Here is a 14876-nt window from a genome sequence, read left to right as displayed (position 1 = left end):
GGCGGGACGGCGGGCGGTGACCCAGCAGACGGCGGCGGCAGGGGGGCGTGCCGCGCCGGCGCCGCGCCGCCGCGGCCTGCGGCCTCCTCACCGGTGCCGCCGCTCGGGGTGTCCTCGCCGTGCTGCGCAGGCCCACGCCACGTCGACGCCGTCGGCGGGTGGACCGGCTCGGCGGACGGTGGCGGGGTGCCCCCGAGCTGCGCCAGCCGGGCCCGCAGGTGGGTCAGCTCGGCGGTGAGGTTCTCCCGCGCGGGTTCCTCCCAGGCGAGGCTGAACGGGCTGACGAAGAGCCGTCGGCGGCGCAGCAGGCGCGTGAGGATGTCGATCCGTGACGTGACGTAGTCGAGCTCCGGGATGTGCGCGTACTCCTCGCGGATCGCCTTGCGGTAGGCGGCGTAGCGCTGCGGCTCGACGGCGAGCGTGCCGAGGTCCGCGTCGCACAGCGCGAGGGCGTCGACGTCGTCCTCCGCGGCGTCGTGCCGGGACAGGGAGAGGACGAGCTCCGCGACCCGCTCGCACACCGCCTCCGGGACGCCGAGCGCCGCGAGCTCCTCGCGTGCCAGGGCAGCGCCGGCGACCTCGTCCTCACCGCCCCGGCGCGCGTAGGCGACCTGCGCCGAGGCGTTGAAGACCGCTCCGTGGTACCAGGCCGCCAGCCGGACGACGTCCGGGCGGTGGGTCTCCTCGGCGAGCTCGTCCACCCGCGCGAGGACGTCGATGAGGTGGCGCAGGTTGTGGAACCGCCGCTCGGGCTCCTGCCAGCGCGCCACCAGCGCGTGCGCGGTGCGTTCGATCTCCTCGCGGTCGGCGGTCGCGCCGACGGCGAGGGCACTGCGCACGAACGCAGGGACGAGCCACTGCGGCGCGTCGGTGAGGCCCACCGCCACTCCCATCATCGACAGGCCATCGTAGCCCCGGCCGGGACCCACGACCCGCCGTGGCCGGGCCGACCATCGCGTAGCCTGGCGGGATGGTGCACGACGTGCCGGCCACGGTGCTCACGGTGTCCACGCGGTGCAGCCGCGGGGAGCGCGCGGACGTGTCCGGCCCGCTGGCCGCCCGGCTGCTCGCCGAGCTCGGGCTCGCCGTCGGCCCGGTCCGCGTCGTCCCGGACGGGCTCGCCCCGGTGCGGCAGGCGCTGCAGGCCGCCCTCGCGGACGGCGCCCGCGTCGTCCTCACCACCGGCGGCACGGGCGTGAGCCCGACCGACCAGACACCGGAGGCCACCGCCGAGGTGCTCGAGCGGGAGCTGCCCGGCGTGACCGAGGCGGTGCGGCGGCGCAGCGAGCTGCCCGCGGCGGTGCTCAGCCGCGCCCGTGCCGGCACGGTGGGCGACGCCGTCGTCGTCAACGCCCCGGGGAGCCCCGCCGGCGTGGCGGACACGGTGGCCGTCGTCGGCCCGCTCCTGCCGCACCTGCTCGACCAGTTGGCGGGAGGGGACCATGGGTGAGGTCGTGCTCACCGGGCTGAGCGCCGAGCCGCTGGACGTCGCTGCACACCTGGCGGCGGTGGCCACCAGCGGCACCGGCGCGGTGGCCACGTTCACCGGGCTGGTGCGCGACCACAGCCCGGACGCCGACGGCGAGGTGGTCCGGCTGGAGTACAGCGCCCACCCGGACGCCGCACGCGTGCTGGCCGAGATCGCGGCGGACGTCGCCGCGGCGCACCCCGGCGCGCGGATGGCGGTGAGCCACCGGGTCGGGGTGCTCGAGGTGGGGGAGGCGGCGATCGTGGCGTGTGCCGCCAGTGCGCACCGGGACCTGGCGTTCACGGTGTGCCGCGAGCTCGTGGAGCAGGTCAAGGCACGGCTACCGGTGTGGAAGAAGCAGGTGCTCGCCGACGGCAGCCACACGTGGGTGAACTCGGCATGAGCGTCTCGATCTCCCCGGAGCTGCGCCGCCCGCTCGTGGACCGGTACGGGCGGGTGCACACCGACCTGCGCATCTCGCTGACCGACAAGTGCTCGCTGCGCTGCACGTACTGCATGCCCGCCGAGGGGGTGCCGTGGCTGCAGCGGGACATGATCCTCACGACCGACGAGCTCGTCCGGGTGGCCGAGGTGGCGGCCGCGCTCGGCATCGCCACCGTGCGCCTCACCGGCGGTGAGCCGCTGCTGCGCCGTGACGTCGTCGACGTCGTCGCCCGGATGTCCCGGATCGAGGGATCGGCCGGGCCGCTGGAGCTGTCGATGACGACGAACGGGCTGCTGCTGCCCAAGCTCGCCGCGGACCTCGCCGCGGCAGGCCTGCAGCGGGTGAACATCAGCCTGGACACCCTGCGCCCGGAGCGGTTCCACGAGCTCACCCGGCGCGACCGCTTCGCCGACGTCCTGGCCGGGATCGAGGCGGCGCAGGCGGCCGGGCTGAAGCCGATCAAGATCAACACGGTGGCGATGCGCGACGTCAACGACGACGAGATCGTCGACCTGGTGCGCTTCTCCGCCGAACGCGGCCTGGAGGCCCGGTTCATCGAGCAGATGCCGCTCGACGCGGGCCACATCTGGTCCCGGGTGCGCATGGTCAAGGGCGAGGAGATCCTCGCGCAGCTGGAGCAGGAGTTCCGGCTCACCCCGCTGCCCGGACGGGCCTCGGCCCCCGCCGAGCGGTTCCTGGTCGACGACGGTCCCACCACCGTGGGGGTCATCCGGTCGGTGACCAAGCCGTTCTGCGGGACGTGCGACCGGGTGCGGATCACCGCCGACGGCCAGCTGCGCAACTGCCTGTTCGCCCGGGAGGAGTCCGACCTGCTCACCCCGCTGCGCGGGGGCGGCAGCGACGACGACCTCGCCCGGGTGCTCCACACGTGCATCGCCGGCAAGCTGCCCGGCCACGGGATCAACGACCCCGGCTTCCTCCAGCCCGACCGCCCGATGAGCGCCATCGGCGGCTGACCACGCACGCGCAGGCGGCGCACTGCGGCACCGGGCCGACCGCGGGCGAGCGGACCGCCCGCAGGCGAGGTCGACGAGTGCGGGCAGAGCTGCGCCGCGCTCCTCGGCCCCACCCGCGCGGACGGGTGCTGCACCCCGGCGGCACCGCCGGCGGGGCGTCGGTCAGCCGCCGGCGAAGGGCGGCAGGACGTCGACGACGTCGCCGGGCTGCACCGCGGCGTCGTCCTCGCTGCGCACCCCGTTGACGAGGATCGAGCAGCGCTGCAGCACGCGGGCCAGCGCCTCCCCGTGCTGCTCCGCCATCGCCGCGCGCAGGTCGGCGACGCGGCCCACCGCCATCGGCTCCTGCTCGCGCCCCGCGGCCTCCGCGGCAGCCGCGAAGTACCGGACCGTGATCATTTCCTGTCCTCCTCCGTGGGCCGGCGCCACTCACCCGAGCGGCCCCCGGCCTTCGCCACGAGCCGGACGTCGGTGATCGTCACCGAGCGGTCCAGCCCCTTGACCATGTCGACGACGTTGAGCGCTGCGACGCTCACCGCCGTCAGTGCCTCCATCTCCACCCCGGTGCGGTCTGCGGTGCGGACGGTGGCGGTGATCGCCACCCCGTCGTCCTCGACCGAGACGTCGACGGTGACGCCGTGGACACCGATGACATGCGCCAGCGGCAGCAGGTCGGGAGTGCGCTTGGCGGCGGCGATACCCGCCACCCGGGCGACGGCGAGGACGTCGCCCTTCGGCACCGCGCCGTCACGCAGGGTCCGGACCAGCTCCGGGGAGCAGCGGACCCGCCCGGTGGCCGTCGCCGTGCGGACCGTGGGGACCTTCTCGGTGACGTCGACCATGCGGGCGTGCCCGCGCCCGTCGAGATGGGTGAAGCTCATGAGCGTAGCGTCTCATCCTTCGATGCCCCGCGGGCCGCCGCACCCTCCTACAGTGGCACCATGCCGCTTCCCCCGCTGTGCGAGCCAGGGCCACCGCTGACCCGGGAGGAGGTGCGCCGCTACTCCCGCCACCTCCTGCTGGAACAGCTGGGCGAGCTCGGCCAGCGCCGGCTCCGCGCCGCACGCGTCCTCGTCATGGGTGCCGGCGGCCTGGGCTCACCGATCCTCCACTACCTCGCCGCCGCCGGAGTGGGGCACATCGGCATCGTCGACGACGACGTCGTGGAGGAGACCAACCTCCAGCGCCAGGTGCTCCACACGACGGCGGACGTCGGCCGGCCCAAGGTCGAGTCGGCCGCCGCGCACGTCCGCGCCCTCAACGACGCCGTCGCCGTCACCCCCTACCACCTGCGGCTCGACGCGACGAACGCCCGGCAGACCCTCGAGGGGTACGACATCGTCCTGGACGGCACCGACAACTTCCCCACCCGCTACCTCGTCGCCGACGTCTGCGCCGACCTCGGGATCCCGCTCGTGTGGGGCTCCATCCTCCGGTTCGACGCCCAGGTGGCGGTCTTCTGGTCCGCCCCCCTCCAGCCCGCGGAGGGGCCCGGCTACCCGTCCCTCACCCTGCGCGACCTCTTCCCCGCCCCGCCGCCGCCCGGTGCCACCCCCTCGTGCGGCCAGGCCGGTGTGCTCGGGGCGATGTGCGGCCAGGTCGGCTCGCTCATGGCGGCCGAGGCGGTCAAGCTCGTCACCGGCGTCGGGGAGCCGCTGCTCGGCCGGGTCGCGGTGCTCGACGTCCTGTCCGCCCGCTGGAGCGAGCTGCCGCTGCGTCCGCGCCCGGACCCGGCACCGCCGGCCTCCCGCGCCGAGCTCGGCTACGACCCGCTCGGCGTGCCCGTGACGTCCAACGCCGCGGTGGTGCTCGCCGCCGAGCCCGACCCGGACACCGTCGCCGACGACGGCCCGGCCCTGTCGGCCCGCGAGCTCGCCGAGCGGCTGGCGGCGCGCGAGCGTGGTGAGGACGACTTCGTCCTGCTCGACGTCCGTGAGCCCACCGAGCGGGCGATCGTCTCCATCCCCGGCGCCCGGTGCGTACCCCTCGAGCGGCTCATCGCCGACCCGCACGCCGCCACGGAGGTGGGCGTCGAGCCGGGCACCCCCGTCGTGGTCCACTGCCTGTCCGGCGGCCGGTCGGCGCAGGCGCAGCAGATCCTGCGCGAGGCCGGCTACGCCGACGTCACCAACCTCACCGGCGGGGTCCGGGCGTGGGTGACCGAGGTCGACCCAAGCCTGCCCGTCTACTGAGAGGGAACGCGTGATCACCGTCGAGGAGTACCACCGCTCGATGCTGGACCGGGTGGCGCCGCTGCCTGTGCGGCGCGTGCCCGTCGGTGAGGCCCACGGCCTGCGCCTGGCCGAGGACGTCCACGCCGCGCTCGCGGTGCCGCCCTTCGACAACTCCGCGATGGACGGCTTCGGGGTCCGCGCCGCCGACGTGGCCGCCGCCACCGCGGACCGCCCGGTGCTCCTCCCGGTCGGCGGTGACGTGCCGGCCGGGACGACCGAGCCCTCCGCCGTCATGCCGGGGACGGCGGTGCGGGTGATGACCGGGGCGCCGGTGCCGCCCGGCGCCGACGCCGTCGTCCCGGTCGAGCTCACCGACCAGCCCCCGGGCGCTGCCGGCCTGCCCACCCACGTCGCGGTCCGCGAGCCCGTCGCGGCCGGCAGGCACATCCGACGCCGCGGTGAGGACGTGCGCCCGGGCGACCTCGTCGTCCAGGCCGGCACGGTGCTCCAGGCCACCCACCTGTCCGCCGCGACCGCCGCCGGGCACGGCACCCTGTCCGTCCACCCGCGGCCCCGGGTCGGCGTGCTCGCCACCGGGGACGAGCTGGTCCCGCCCGGGGTCGAGCCGGGGCCCGGACGCATCCCCGACTCCAACAGCGTGCTGCTCGCCGCCCTCGTCCGGGAGGCGGGCGCGACCCCCGTGCCGCTCGGCACCGTCGGGGACGACCCTGCCGACCTGCGCGACGTCGTCGCCGCCGCGCTCGCCGACCTCGACCTGCTCGTCACCTCCGGCGGCGTGAGCGTCGGCACCAAGGACGTCGTCAAGGCCGCCTTCAGCGACCGGCTCGACTTCGTCACCGTCGCCATGCAGCCGGGCAAGCCCCAGGGTTTCGGGGTGCTCGCCGACCGGGTCCCGGTGCTCGCGCTTCCCGGCAACCCGGTGAGCGTCATGGTCTCCTTCCACGTCCACGTCGCACCGGTGCTGCGCCGGCTCGCCGACCTCCCCGCCCGACCGCCGCTGGAGACCGCGCGGGCGGGTGTCGGGTGGCGCTGCCCGCCGCGGCGCCGGCAGTACCTGCCGGTGGTCGTCGAGGACGACGGCGCCGCTGTGCCGTCGGTACGGCCCGCGTCGTCGGGCGGGTCGGGCTCCCACCTCGTCGCCTCGCTCGCACTCGCCGAGGCGCTCGCCGTCGTGCCGGAGGACGTCGACGCCGTCGCGCCGGGGGACGAGGTCGGTCTCCTGCGGTGGTGAGGCACGACGCGGTCGTGCTGGCCGGGGGCACCGGCCGGCGGCTGGGGGGCGCGCTCAAGCCACAGGTCACGGTGCGGGGACGGCGCCTGCTCGACCACGTGCTCGACGCGACCGCCGGCGCGCGCCGGGTGGTCGTCGTCGCCCCGCAGACCGTCCCGGTGCCGGACGGTGTCGTGCGCACCCTGGAGAACCCGCCCCACGGCGGTCCGGTGGCGGGTATCGCGGCCGGTCTCCACGCGCTGGGGGTGGAGGCAGCACCGCTCGTCCTCGTCCTGGCCTGCGACCTGCCGGGAGCGGCGCGCGCCGTGCCGCGGCTGCTGGCGGCAGCGGCCCACCTGGCCGACAGCCACGCCGCAGGACATGCCGACCGGGGTGGCGGGCGCACCGATGTCGGCGACAGCTCGGTTGTGGGTGGGAACTGGGCTGTCGGTGGGAAGTCGGCTGTCGGTGGGGAGTGGGCTGTGGGTGGGAAGTGGGCTGGGGGTGGGGAGCCGGCCGGAGAGGGGACGGCCGGCGGGGTGGACGGGGTGGTGCTCCGCGACGAGGACGGTCGCGACCAGTGGCTCCTCGGCGTCTACGCCACGCGCGCGCTGCGCACCCGGCTCGCCGAGCTCGCGGCCGCCGGCGAGGTCCGCGGGACCGCGGTACGCGCCCTCGTCGGCCCGCTCCGGCTGCTTCCCGTGCCGGCGCGCCCCGGCGAGGCGCACGACGTCGACACCTGGGCGGACCGGGACACCCTGTGAATAAATGGAGAAAACAATTCCCGCACCGCCCGTCGACAAATAATTAGGGCAGGCGCGCGTTGTCTAACTGAATTGCCGCCCGGATCGCTCGTCAGTGACGTGCATCACGTGCATAATCGCGGGCAGGGCGGCTCTTCCCGTGGCCGCCCGGGGGAGGGCGACGTGAGCCGATCCGACCAGGCCACGGACACCGCCGCGGCGACGACGCGGTCTCCCGGCATGATGCTGGCCCTCGCGACGATCGGCTTCCTCGTCAACTTCTGGGCCTGGAACCTCATCGCGCCGCTCGGGAACACCTACGGCGAGGTGCTGGACCTCAGCCCCTTCGAGGTCTCCGCCGCGGTCGCCGTCCCCGTCGTCGTCGGGTCGCTCGGCCGCATCCCGATCGGGGCGCTGACCGACCGGTTCGGGGCGCGGGTGATGTTTCCCGCCGTCAGCCTCATCACGATCATTCCCACCCTGTTCGTCGGATTTGTCGCAAACAGCTTCGTACTGCTCGTCATCGGCGGGTTCTTCCTCGGCGTCGGTGGCACGGCGTTCGCGGTGGGGGTCCCGTTCGTCAACGCCTGGTACCCACCGGCCCGCCGCGGCCTGGCGCTCGGCGTCTTCGGCATGGGCACCGCCGGCACCGCCGTCGCCGCCTTCACCACGGTGGCCATCGTCGACGCCTTCGGCCGCCCGGCCCCGTTCGTGCTGGTCTCGGTGATCCTGGCGCTCTACGCCCTCGTCGCCTGGGTCACGCTGCGTGACTCGCCGCAGCGGCCGCCCGCGGCCACCGGCTCGATGCTCACGCGCACGTGGCAGACGCTCAAGCTCCCGGTCACCCTCCAGCTCTCCCTCATCTACGCGATGGGCTTCGGCGGGTTCGTCGCCTTCAGCGTCTACCTGCCGACCTACCTCATCAACGACTTCGACCTCACCCGCGGCGACGCCTCCTTCCGCACGGCGGGGTTCATCGTGCTGGCGGTGGTCGCCCGGCCGGTCGGCGGCTGGCTCTCCGACCGCTTCCACCCCGTCCCCGTGCTGGCCTGGTGCTTCGTCATCGCCGGCGCGATGGCCGTGCTCGCCGCGCTGCGCCTGGAGCTGCTCCCGGCGGGCACCGTGGCGTTCCTGGCGATGGCGGCCACGCTCGGCGCCGCCTCGGGGGCGTGCTTCGCCCTCGTGGCCCGGGTGGCGCCGCCCGGGACGGTCGGCTCGGTCACCGGCATCGTCGGCGCCGCCGGCGGGCTCGGCGGCTTCTTCCCGCCCCTGGTCATGGGGGCGGTCTACGGCGCCACCGGCGCCTACACCATCGGCTTCATCCTGCTGGCGCTCAGCGCGCTGGGCGTGGCGGCCTTCACCTGGTGGCCGGTGCGCAGGGCCTCGGACTACTGACGACGGCGAGAGGACATCATGACGGCGACGAAGCCAGAGCGGCCGCAGGGCGCGGCGGCCGACGCCCTGCTCAAGCTGGGCACCTTCCTGCGCCGCGGCGAGGCGTCGGAGGACCTCTCCCGCATCTTCCTGCGCGGCGGACGCGAGGGCGACGCGTTCTACCGCGACCGCTGGAGTCACGACAAGGTGGTGCGCTCCACCCACGGCGTCAACTGCACCGGCTCGTGCTCGTGGAAGGTCTACGTCAAGGACGGGATCATCACCTGGGAGGCGCAGCAGACCGACTACCCCACCACCGGGCCCAGCTCCCCGGAGTACGAGCCGCGCGGCTGCCCCCGCGGCGCCGCCTTCAGTTGGTACACCTACTCACCTACCCGGGTGCGCTACCCCTACGTCCGCGGCGCCCTGCTCGCCCTCTACCGCGAGGCCAAGGCCCGGCTCGGCGACCCGGTGCTCGCCTGGGCGGACGTCGTCGAGGACCCCGAGCGGGCCCGCAGCTACAAGCGCGCCCGCGGCCGGGGCGGCATGGTCCGCGCCCAGTGGCCCGAGGTCCTGGAGATCATGGCCGCCGCGCACGTCCACACGACCAAGCGCTACGGCCCCGACCGGCTCGCCGGCTTCACCGTCATCCCCGCGATGTCCCAGGTCTCCTACGGCGCCGGCACCCGCTTCCTGTCCCTCATGGGCGGCACCATCCTGTCCTTCTACGACTGGTACGCCGACCTGCCCATGGCCTCCCCGCAGATCTTCGGCGACCAGACCGACGTCCCCGAGTCCGCCGACTGGTTCAACGCCGGCTACCTCGTCATGTGGGGCTCGAACATCCCGGTCACCCGCACCCCCGACGCGCACTTCATGGTCGAGGCCCGGTACCGGGGCCAGAAGGTCGTGGCGATCTCACCCGACTACGCGGACAACACGAAGTTCGCCGACGAGTGGCTCGCCGTCCACCCCGGCACCGACGGCGCCCTCGCCATGGGCATGGGCCACATCATCCTGCGCGAGTTCCACGTCGAGCGGCCCGAGCCCTACTTCATCGACTACGTCAAGCGCTTCACCGACTCCCCGTTCCTCGTCTCCCTCGAGGAACGCGACGGCGGCTACGTCCCCGGCAAGTTCCTCACCGCCGCCGACCTGCCCGACCACGCCGACGTCGAGAACGCCGCCTTCAAGACCGTCATGCTCGACGGCGACGGCGCACCCTTCGTCCCGAACGGCACGCTCGGGGACCGCTACGGGGAGGCGGGCAAGGGCCGCTGGAACCTCGACCTGCAGGGCCGCGACCCGCTGCTGACGCTGCACGCGGAGGGCGGCCGCGCCGTGGAGGTCCTCCTCCCGCGCTTCGACGTCGCCCCCGGGACGGAGGACGGCGATGCGGGGCAGCACGTGGGCGGGGCGGGCGTGCTGCGCCGCGGGGTACCGGTGCGGGAGGTGGCCGGCCGGCTCGTCACCACGGTCTTCGACCTGCTCCTCGCCCAGTACGGCGTCGGCCGGCCCGGCCTGCCCGGGCAGTGGCCCACCGGCTACGAGGACCCGACCCAGCCGGGCACCCCGGCGTGGGCCGCCGAGCACTCCGGCGTGCCGGTCAACGCGATCGTCCGCATCGGCCGGGAGTTCGCCGACAACGCCCGCCGTTCGAAGGGGCGGTCGATGATCGTCATGGGCGCCGGCACCAACCACTACTTCCACTCCGACACGATCTACCGGGCCATGATCGCGCTCGTCACGCTCACCGGCTGCCAGGGCGTCAACGGCGGCGGGTGGGCGCACTACGTCGGGCAGGAGAAGGTGCGCCCGATCACCGGCTTCCAGCAGTACGCCTTCGCGCTGGACTGGCAGCGACCCACCCGGCACATGATCTCCACCGCCTTCTGGTACCTCGGCACCGAGCAGTGGCGCTACGACGGCCTACCCGCCCAGGCCCTCACCTCCCCGCTCGCCACCGGCCGCTTCGCCGGGATGACGACGGCGGACACCCTCGTCGAGTCCGCCCGGCGCGGCTGGATGCCGAGCTTCCCGACCTTCGACCGCAACCCGCTCGACCTCACCGACGAGGCGGCCGCGGCGGGGATGGAGCCGGCCGACTACGTCGTCCAGGAGCTCCGGGAGGGCCGGCTGCGCTTCGCCGTCGAGGACCCGAGCGCCCCGGAGAACTTCCCGCGGGTCATCACCGTGTGGCGATCGAACATCCTCGGCTCCTCGTCCAAGGGCAACGAGTACTTCCTGCGCCACCTCCTCGGCGCGGAGTCCGCGGTGCGGGGGCCGGAGTCGCCGCCGGAGCGGCGGCCCAAGCACATGGTGTGGCGGGAGCAGGCCGCCGAGGGCAAGGTCGACCTCCTCACCTGCATCGACTTCCGCAACACCTCCACGACGCTGTACTCCGACATCGTGCTGCCGGCGGCGACGTGGTACGAGAAGCACGACATCTCGACGACGGACATGCACCCGTTCGTCAACTCCTTCAACCCGGCGATCTCCCCGCCGTGGCAGACCCGCACCGACTTCCGGATCTTCCAGGACCTCGCGGCGAAGGTCTCCGAGCTGAGCGTGGCGCACCTGGGCAAGCGCCGCGACCTGCTCGCCGCACCGCTCAACCACGACACCCCCGACGCGCTGGCCACCCCGCACGGCGCCGTCCCACCGCTGGAGGAGACACCGCTCGTCCCCGGGGTGACGATGCCCAAGCTCATCACCATCGAGCGCGACTACCCGGCGACGCTGGCGAAGTTCAACGCCCTCGGCCCGCTCACCGACTCGCTCGGGATGGTGACCAAGGGGGTGCGGTTCATGCCGGACCGGGAGGTCGCCGAGCTCGCCCAGCGCAACGGCCGGGTGGTGTCCGGCATCGCCGAGGGCCGTCCCTCCCTCGACCGGGACACCAAGGCCGCGGAGATGATCCTCGCGCTGTCCGGCACGACGAACGGACGGCTGGCCACCCAGGGCTTCGAGGACATGGAGGAGCGCACCGGCACCCGGCTCGCCGACCTGGCCGCGGAGTCGGAGTCGGTGCGGGTGACCTTCGCCGACACCCAGAGCCGGCCCACGAGCGTCGTCACCTCCCCGGAGTGGTCCGGCTCGGAGACCGGCGGGCGGCGCTACACCGCCTTCTCCACCAACGTCGAGCGGCTCAAGCCGTGGCACACGCTCACCGGCCGGATGCACTTCTACCTCGACCACGACTGGATGAGCGAGCTGGGGGAGACGCTGCCGGTCTACCGCCCTCCGCTGGACCTGCACCGCCTCTACGGCGACCCGGTCCCCGGGGACACCTCCCCGAGCGGCGACCCCACCGCCCAGGGCCACGCGGAGGTCGCCGTCCGCTACCTCACCCCGCACTCCAAGTGGTCCATCCACTCCGAGTACCAGGACAACCTCTTCATGCTCTCGCTGTCCCGGGGCGGGCCGAACATCTGGATGTCCCCGCAGGACGCCGCGAAGATCGGGGTACGGGACAACGAGTGGATCGAGGCGTACAACCGCAACGGCGTCGTCGTCGCCCGCGCCGTGGTCTCCCACCGCATGCCCGAGGGCACGGTCTTCATGCACCACGCCACCGACCGCGTCGTCGACGTCCCCCGCGCCGAGACGTCCGGGCAGCGCGGCGGCATCCACAACTCCCTGACCCGCGTGCTGATGAAGCCCACCCACCTCGTCGGCGGCTACGCCCAGCTGGCCTACGCGTTCAACTACATCGGGCCCACCGGGAACCAGCGCGACGAGGTCACCGTCATCCGCCGGCGCAGCCAGGAGGTCGAGTACTGATGCGAGTCATGGCGCAGATGTCGATGGTGATGAACCTCGACAAGTGCATCGGCTGCCACACCTGCTCGGTGACGTGCAAGCAGGCGTGGACCAACCGCACCGGCACCGAGTACGTGTGGTTCAACAACGTCGAGACCCGGCCCGGCCTGGGCTACCCGCGCACCTACGAGGACCAGGAGGTCTGGCAGGGCGGCTGGACCCTGAACCGGCGCGGGAAGCTCAAGCTCAAGGCCGGCGGGCGGGCGAAGAAGCTCGCCACCATCTTCTCCAACCCCAAGATGCCCACCATCCACGACTACTACGAGCCGTGGACCTACGAGTACGACATGCTCCTGTCCGCGCCGGCCGACTCCACCCATACCCCGGTGGCGCGCCCGAAGTCGCTCATCTCCGGTGAGCCGATGGCCATCGAGTGGTCCGCGAACTGGGACGACATGCTCGGCGGCTCGACCGAGACGATGGCCGACGACCCGGTCCTGAAGAAGATGAACCAGCAGGTGAAGGCCGAGTTCGAAGAGACCTTCATGTTCTACCTGCCGCGGATCTGCGAGCACTGCCTCAACCCCTCGTGCGTCGCCTCCTGCCCCTCCGGGGCGATGTACAAGCGGGTGGAGGACGGCATCGTCCTCGTCGACCAGGAGCAGTGCCGCGGCTGGCGGATGTGCGTCACCGGCTGCCCGTACAAGAAGGTCTACTTCAACCACCAGACCGGCAAGGCCGAGAAGTGCACGATGTGCTACCCGCGTATCGAGGCCGGGCTGCCCACGGTGTGCGCCGAGACCTGCGTGGGCCGCCTGCGCTACATCGGGCTGGTGCTCTACGACGCCGACCGCGTCGCGCAGGCCGCCGCGACCCCGGACGAGCACGACCTCCTCGACGCCCAGCGCGGCGTCTTCCTCGACCCCTTCGACCCGGAGGTGGTCGAGGCCGCCCGCCGCGAGGGGATGCCGGAGGACTGGATCGAGGCCGCGCAGAGCTCCCCGATCTGGCGGCTCATCACCGACTACGAGGTCGCGCTGCCCCTCCACCCGGAGTACCGCACCCTGCCGATGGTCTGGTACATCCCGCCGCTGAGCCCCGTCGTCGACGCCGTCACGCGGTCGGGGAACGACGGCGAGGACGGCCGCACGCTCCTCACCGCGCTGTCGACGATGCGCATCCCGCTGGAGTACCTCGCCGAGCTCTTCACCGCCGGGGACACCGCGCCCGTGGAGCGGGTGCTGCGCCGGCTGGCGGCGATGCGGTCCTACATGCGCGACATCAACCTCGGCGAGGAGCCCCAGGAGGAGACCGCCGCCGCCGTCGGCATGACCGGCGAGGAGATCCAGGAGATGTACCGGCTGCTGGCCATCGCCAAGTACGAGGACCGCTACGTCATCCCGCAGACCCACGCCGAGATCGCCCGCGAGCTGGAGGAGATGGCCTGCTCCCTGGACGTCCACGGCGGGCCGGGGATGGGCGGGATGGGCCCCTTCGGCACCGGCTCCGGACACGACGTCCCCGCCTCGGTGGAGACCTTCCACGCCCTCAAGGACCGCCAGACCTCGCCCTACACGCCCTCGACGCCGGGCCGGACCAACCTGCTCAACTGGGACGGGCGCGGCTCGACCGGGCTCTTCCCGCCCGCCCCGGACGAGCGGGACGACGAGCCGGACGTGACCACCACCACCACCGTCGCCGTCGACACCGCCCCCTCCGAGGGCGGGGAGGACCTGCACTCGGGGGACATCGACTCCGGCCCCGCCGTCCACGAGGAGGACCCCTACCCGGCGGGCGACCCCGGGCCGGAGGCCGGCGGCACCGACCGCGTGCGGGAGCGGTCACCCGGTGACGAGCCCCATGTGGGGGAGGACCGACGATGAGCGGCTTCGTCCGCGCGCCCCAGCTGGTGCCGCTCGCCCCGGTGCGGGTCTCCGGGCAGCAGCGGGCGGTCGCCCACATGGCCGCCTCGGTGCTCCTCGACTACCCGACGCCGGAGCGCAGGTGCGCCTACGGCACCGTCCGCGAGGCCGTCGCGGGGCTGCCCGCCCCTGTGCGCGTACGGCTGTGGGGCTTCCTCGACCACGCCGCCGCGGCCGGTGAGGACGCGCTCGCGGAGCACTACGTCGAGACCTTCGACCAGAAGCGCCGGTGCTCGATGTACCTGTCCTACTTCCTCACCGGCGACACCCGCAAGCGCGGCACCGCCCTCGTCCGCTTCGTCGAGGCCTACCGGGCCGCCGGCTGGGAGCTCGACCGGCCCGAGCTGCCCGACTTCCTGCCCATCGTGCTGGAGTTCTCCGCCCGCGGGGACGCCGAGATCGCCGCCGGGCTGCTCGGCAGCCACCGGCAGGGCATCGAGGTCCTGCGCTCGGCGCTCACGGCGCTGGGCAGCCCCTACGCGGGGGTGGTCGAGGCGGTGTGCCTCACCCTGCCGCCGGTCACCGACGAGGTCCGCGACCGCTACCTCGAGCTCATCACGTCCGGCCCGCCGACCGAGATGGTCGGCCTGAACGCCCTGGGACCGCTGGAGCCCTACGCACCCGGCGGCACGGCACCGACGGAGGTCCGCAGATGAACACCATCGACACCCTGGCGTGGGTGGTCTTCCCGTACGTGTCACTGGCGGTGTTCGTCGTCGGCCTCCTCTGGCGCTACCGCTACGACAAGTTCGGCTGGACCACCCGCTCCTCCGAGCTGTA

14 protein-coding genes are annotated in these 14876 nt (G+C 73.6%); 11 read left to right on the top strand and 3 right to left on the bottom strand.

Annotated elements, in window-relative coordinates; all coding sequences use genetic code 11:
• The coding region (locus tag Q0195_RS14615) for a hypothetical protein (RefSeq protein ID WP_299279827.1) at positions 1-896 on the bottom strand (896 nt) is incomplete at its 3' end.
• Between the two features lie 74 nt (positions 897-970).
• On the opposite strand from Q0195_RS14615, the gene Q0195_RS14610 reads away from it, so the two are divergent.
• From Q0195_RS14610 to moaA, 3 genes are read left to right on the top strand one after another with little or no spacing between them, the layout of a single operon-like run.
• The gene (locus Q0195_RS14610) at positions 971-1450 is read left to right on the top strand and encodes a MogA/MoaB family molybdenum cofactor biosynthesis protein (RefSeq protein WP_299279824.1); all 480 of its coding nucleotides are present in this window, start codon (positions 971-973) and stop codon (positions 1448-1450) included.
• A complete protein-coding gene (locus Q0195_RS14605; RefSeq protein WP_299279823.1) occupies positions 1443-1871 on the top strand; it encodes a molybdenum cofactor biosynthesis protein MoaE in 429 nt (142 codons plus the stop codon). The genes Q0195_RS14610 and Q0195_RS14605 overlap by 8 nt, the downstream gene beginning before the upstream one ends.
• Positions 1868-2890 (top strand): GTP 3',8-cyclase MoaA, encoded by a 1023-nt coding sequence (gene moaA / locus Q0195_RS14600; protein ID WP_299279821.1) that lies wholly within the window; start codon positions 1868-1870, stop codon positions 2888-2890. Before Q0195_RS14605 ends, moaA begins: the two co-directional genes overlap by 4 nt.
• A 162-nt stretch (positions 2891-3052) precedes the next feature.
• On the opposite strand, the gene Q0195_RS14595 is transcribed toward moaA, so the two are convergent.
• Both Q0195_RS14595 and moaC read right to left on the bottom strand, forming a co-directional pair.
• Positions 3053-3289 carry a MoaD/ThiS family protein gene (locus tag Q0195_RS14595; RefSeq protein ID WP_299279819.1) on the bottom strand — a complete coding sequence of 79 codons (237 nt, stop codon included), beginning with the start codon at positions 3287-3289 and terminating at the stop codon, positions 3053-3055.
• Positions 3286-3771: a cyclic pyranopterin monophosphate synthase MoaC gene (gene moaC, locus Q0195_RS14590; RefSeq protein WP_299279817.1), complete on the bottom strand. Its 486-nt coding sequence runs from the start codon at positions 3769-3771 to the stop codon at positions 3286-3288. Before moaC ends, Q0195_RS14595 begins: the two co-directional genes overlap by 4 nt.
• Positions 3772-3831: 60 nt before the next feature.
• Here moaC and Q0195_RS14585 point away from each other — a divergent pair, with 60 nt between their 5' ends.
• The 8 genes from Q0195_RS14585 to Q0195_RS14550 all read left to right on the top strand — a co-directional run.
• A complete protein-coding gene (locus Q0195_RS14585) occupies positions 3832-5082 on the top strand; it encodes a ThiF family adenylyltransferase (protein WP_299279815.1) in 1251 nt (416 codons plus the stop codon).
• 10 nt (positions 5083-5092) lie between these two features.
• Positions 5093-6316, top strand: a complete 1224-nt coding sequence (gene glp, locus Q0195_RS14580) for a gephyrin-like molybdotransferase Glp (protein WP_299279813.1) — start codon at positions 5093-5095, stop codon at positions 6314-6316.
• Positions 6313-7059, top strand: coding sequence for an NTP transferase domain-containing protein (locus Q0195_RS14575; RefSeq protein WP_299279811.1), 747 nt, complete (start codon positions 6313-6315; stop codon positions 7057-7059). Before glp ends, Q0195_RS14575 begins: the two co-directional genes overlap by 4 nt.
• A gap of 162 nt (positions 7060-7221) precedes the next feature.
• Entirely contained in the window at positions 7222-8433 is a 1212-nt protein-coding gene (locus Q0195_RS14570) for an MFS transporter (RefSeq protein ID WP_299279809.1), read from the top strand.
• 18 nt (positions 8434-8451) lie between these two features.
• A complete protein-coding gene (locus Q0195_RS14565; protein ID WP_299279807.1) occupies positions 8452-12195 on the top strand; it encodes a nitrate reductase subunit alpha in 3744 nt (1247 codons plus the stop codon).
• Positions 12195-14057, top strand: coding sequence for a nitrate reductase subunit beta (gene narH, locus Q0195_RS14560; protein ID WP_299279805.1), 1863 nt, complete (start codon positions 12195-12197; stop codon positions 14055-14057). The genes Q0195_RS14565 and narH overlap by 1 nt, the downstream gene beginning before the upstream one ends.
• Positions 14054-14752, top strand: coding sequence for a nitrate reductase molybdenum cofactor assembly chaperone (narJ, locus tag Q0195_RS14555; RefSeq protein ID WP_299279803.1), 699 nt, complete (start codon positions 14054-14056; stop codon positions 14750-14752). The genes narH and narJ overlap by 4 nt, the downstream gene beginning before the upstream one ends.
• Positions 14749-14876, top strand: a 128-nt coding sequence (locus Q0195_RS14550) for a respiratory nitrate reductase subunit gamma (RefSeq protein ID WP_299279830.1), incomplete at its 3' end; no start/stop codon positions are given. The genes narJ and Q0195_RS14550, both read left to right, overlap by 4 nt.

The sequence above is a fragment of the uncultured Georgenia sp. genome, from assembly GCF_937958535.1.
Taxonomy (GTDB): domain Bacteria; phylum Actinomycetota; class Actinomycetes; order Actinomycetales; family Actinomycetaceae; genus Oceanitalea.
This window is presented reverse-complemented; position numbering and strand designations above follow the sequence as displayed.

Coding starts and splice junctions, on each gene's coding strand:
- Q0195_RS14610 (WP_299279824.1), top strand. CDS start 971: ATGGTGCACGACGTGCCGGCCACGGTGCTCACGGTGTCCACGCGGTGC.
- Q0195_RS14605 (WP_299279823.1), top strand. CDS start 1,443: ATGGGTGAGGTCGTGCTCACCGGGCTGAGCGCCGAGCCGCTGGACGTC.
- moaA (WP_299279821.1), top strand. CDS start 1,868: ATGAGCGTCTCGATCTCCCCGGAGCTGCGCCGCCCGCTCGTGGACCGG.
- Q0195_RS14595 (WP_299279819.1), bottom strand. CDS start 3,289: ATGATCACGGTCCGGTACTTCGCGGCTGCCGCGGAGGCCGCGGGGCGC.
- moaC (WP_299279817.1), bottom strand. CDS start 3,771: ATGAGCTTCACCCATCTCGACGGGCGCGGGCACGCCCGCATGGTCGAC.
- Q0195_RS14585 (WP_299279815.1), top strand. CDS start 3,832: ATGCCGCTTCCCCCGCTGTGCGAGCCAGGGCCACCGCTGACCCGGGAG.
- Q0195_RS14565 (WP_299279807.1), top strand. CDS start 8,452: ATGACGGCGACGAAGCCAGAGCGGCCGCAGGGCGCGGCGGCCGACGCC.
- narH (WP_299279805.1), top strand. CDS start 12,195: ATGCGAGTCATGGCGCAGATGTCGATGGTGATGAACCTCGACAAGTGC.
- narJ (WP_299279803.1), top strand. CDS start 14,054: ATGAGCGGCTTCGTCCGCGCGCCCCAGCTGGTGCCGCTCGCCCCGGTG.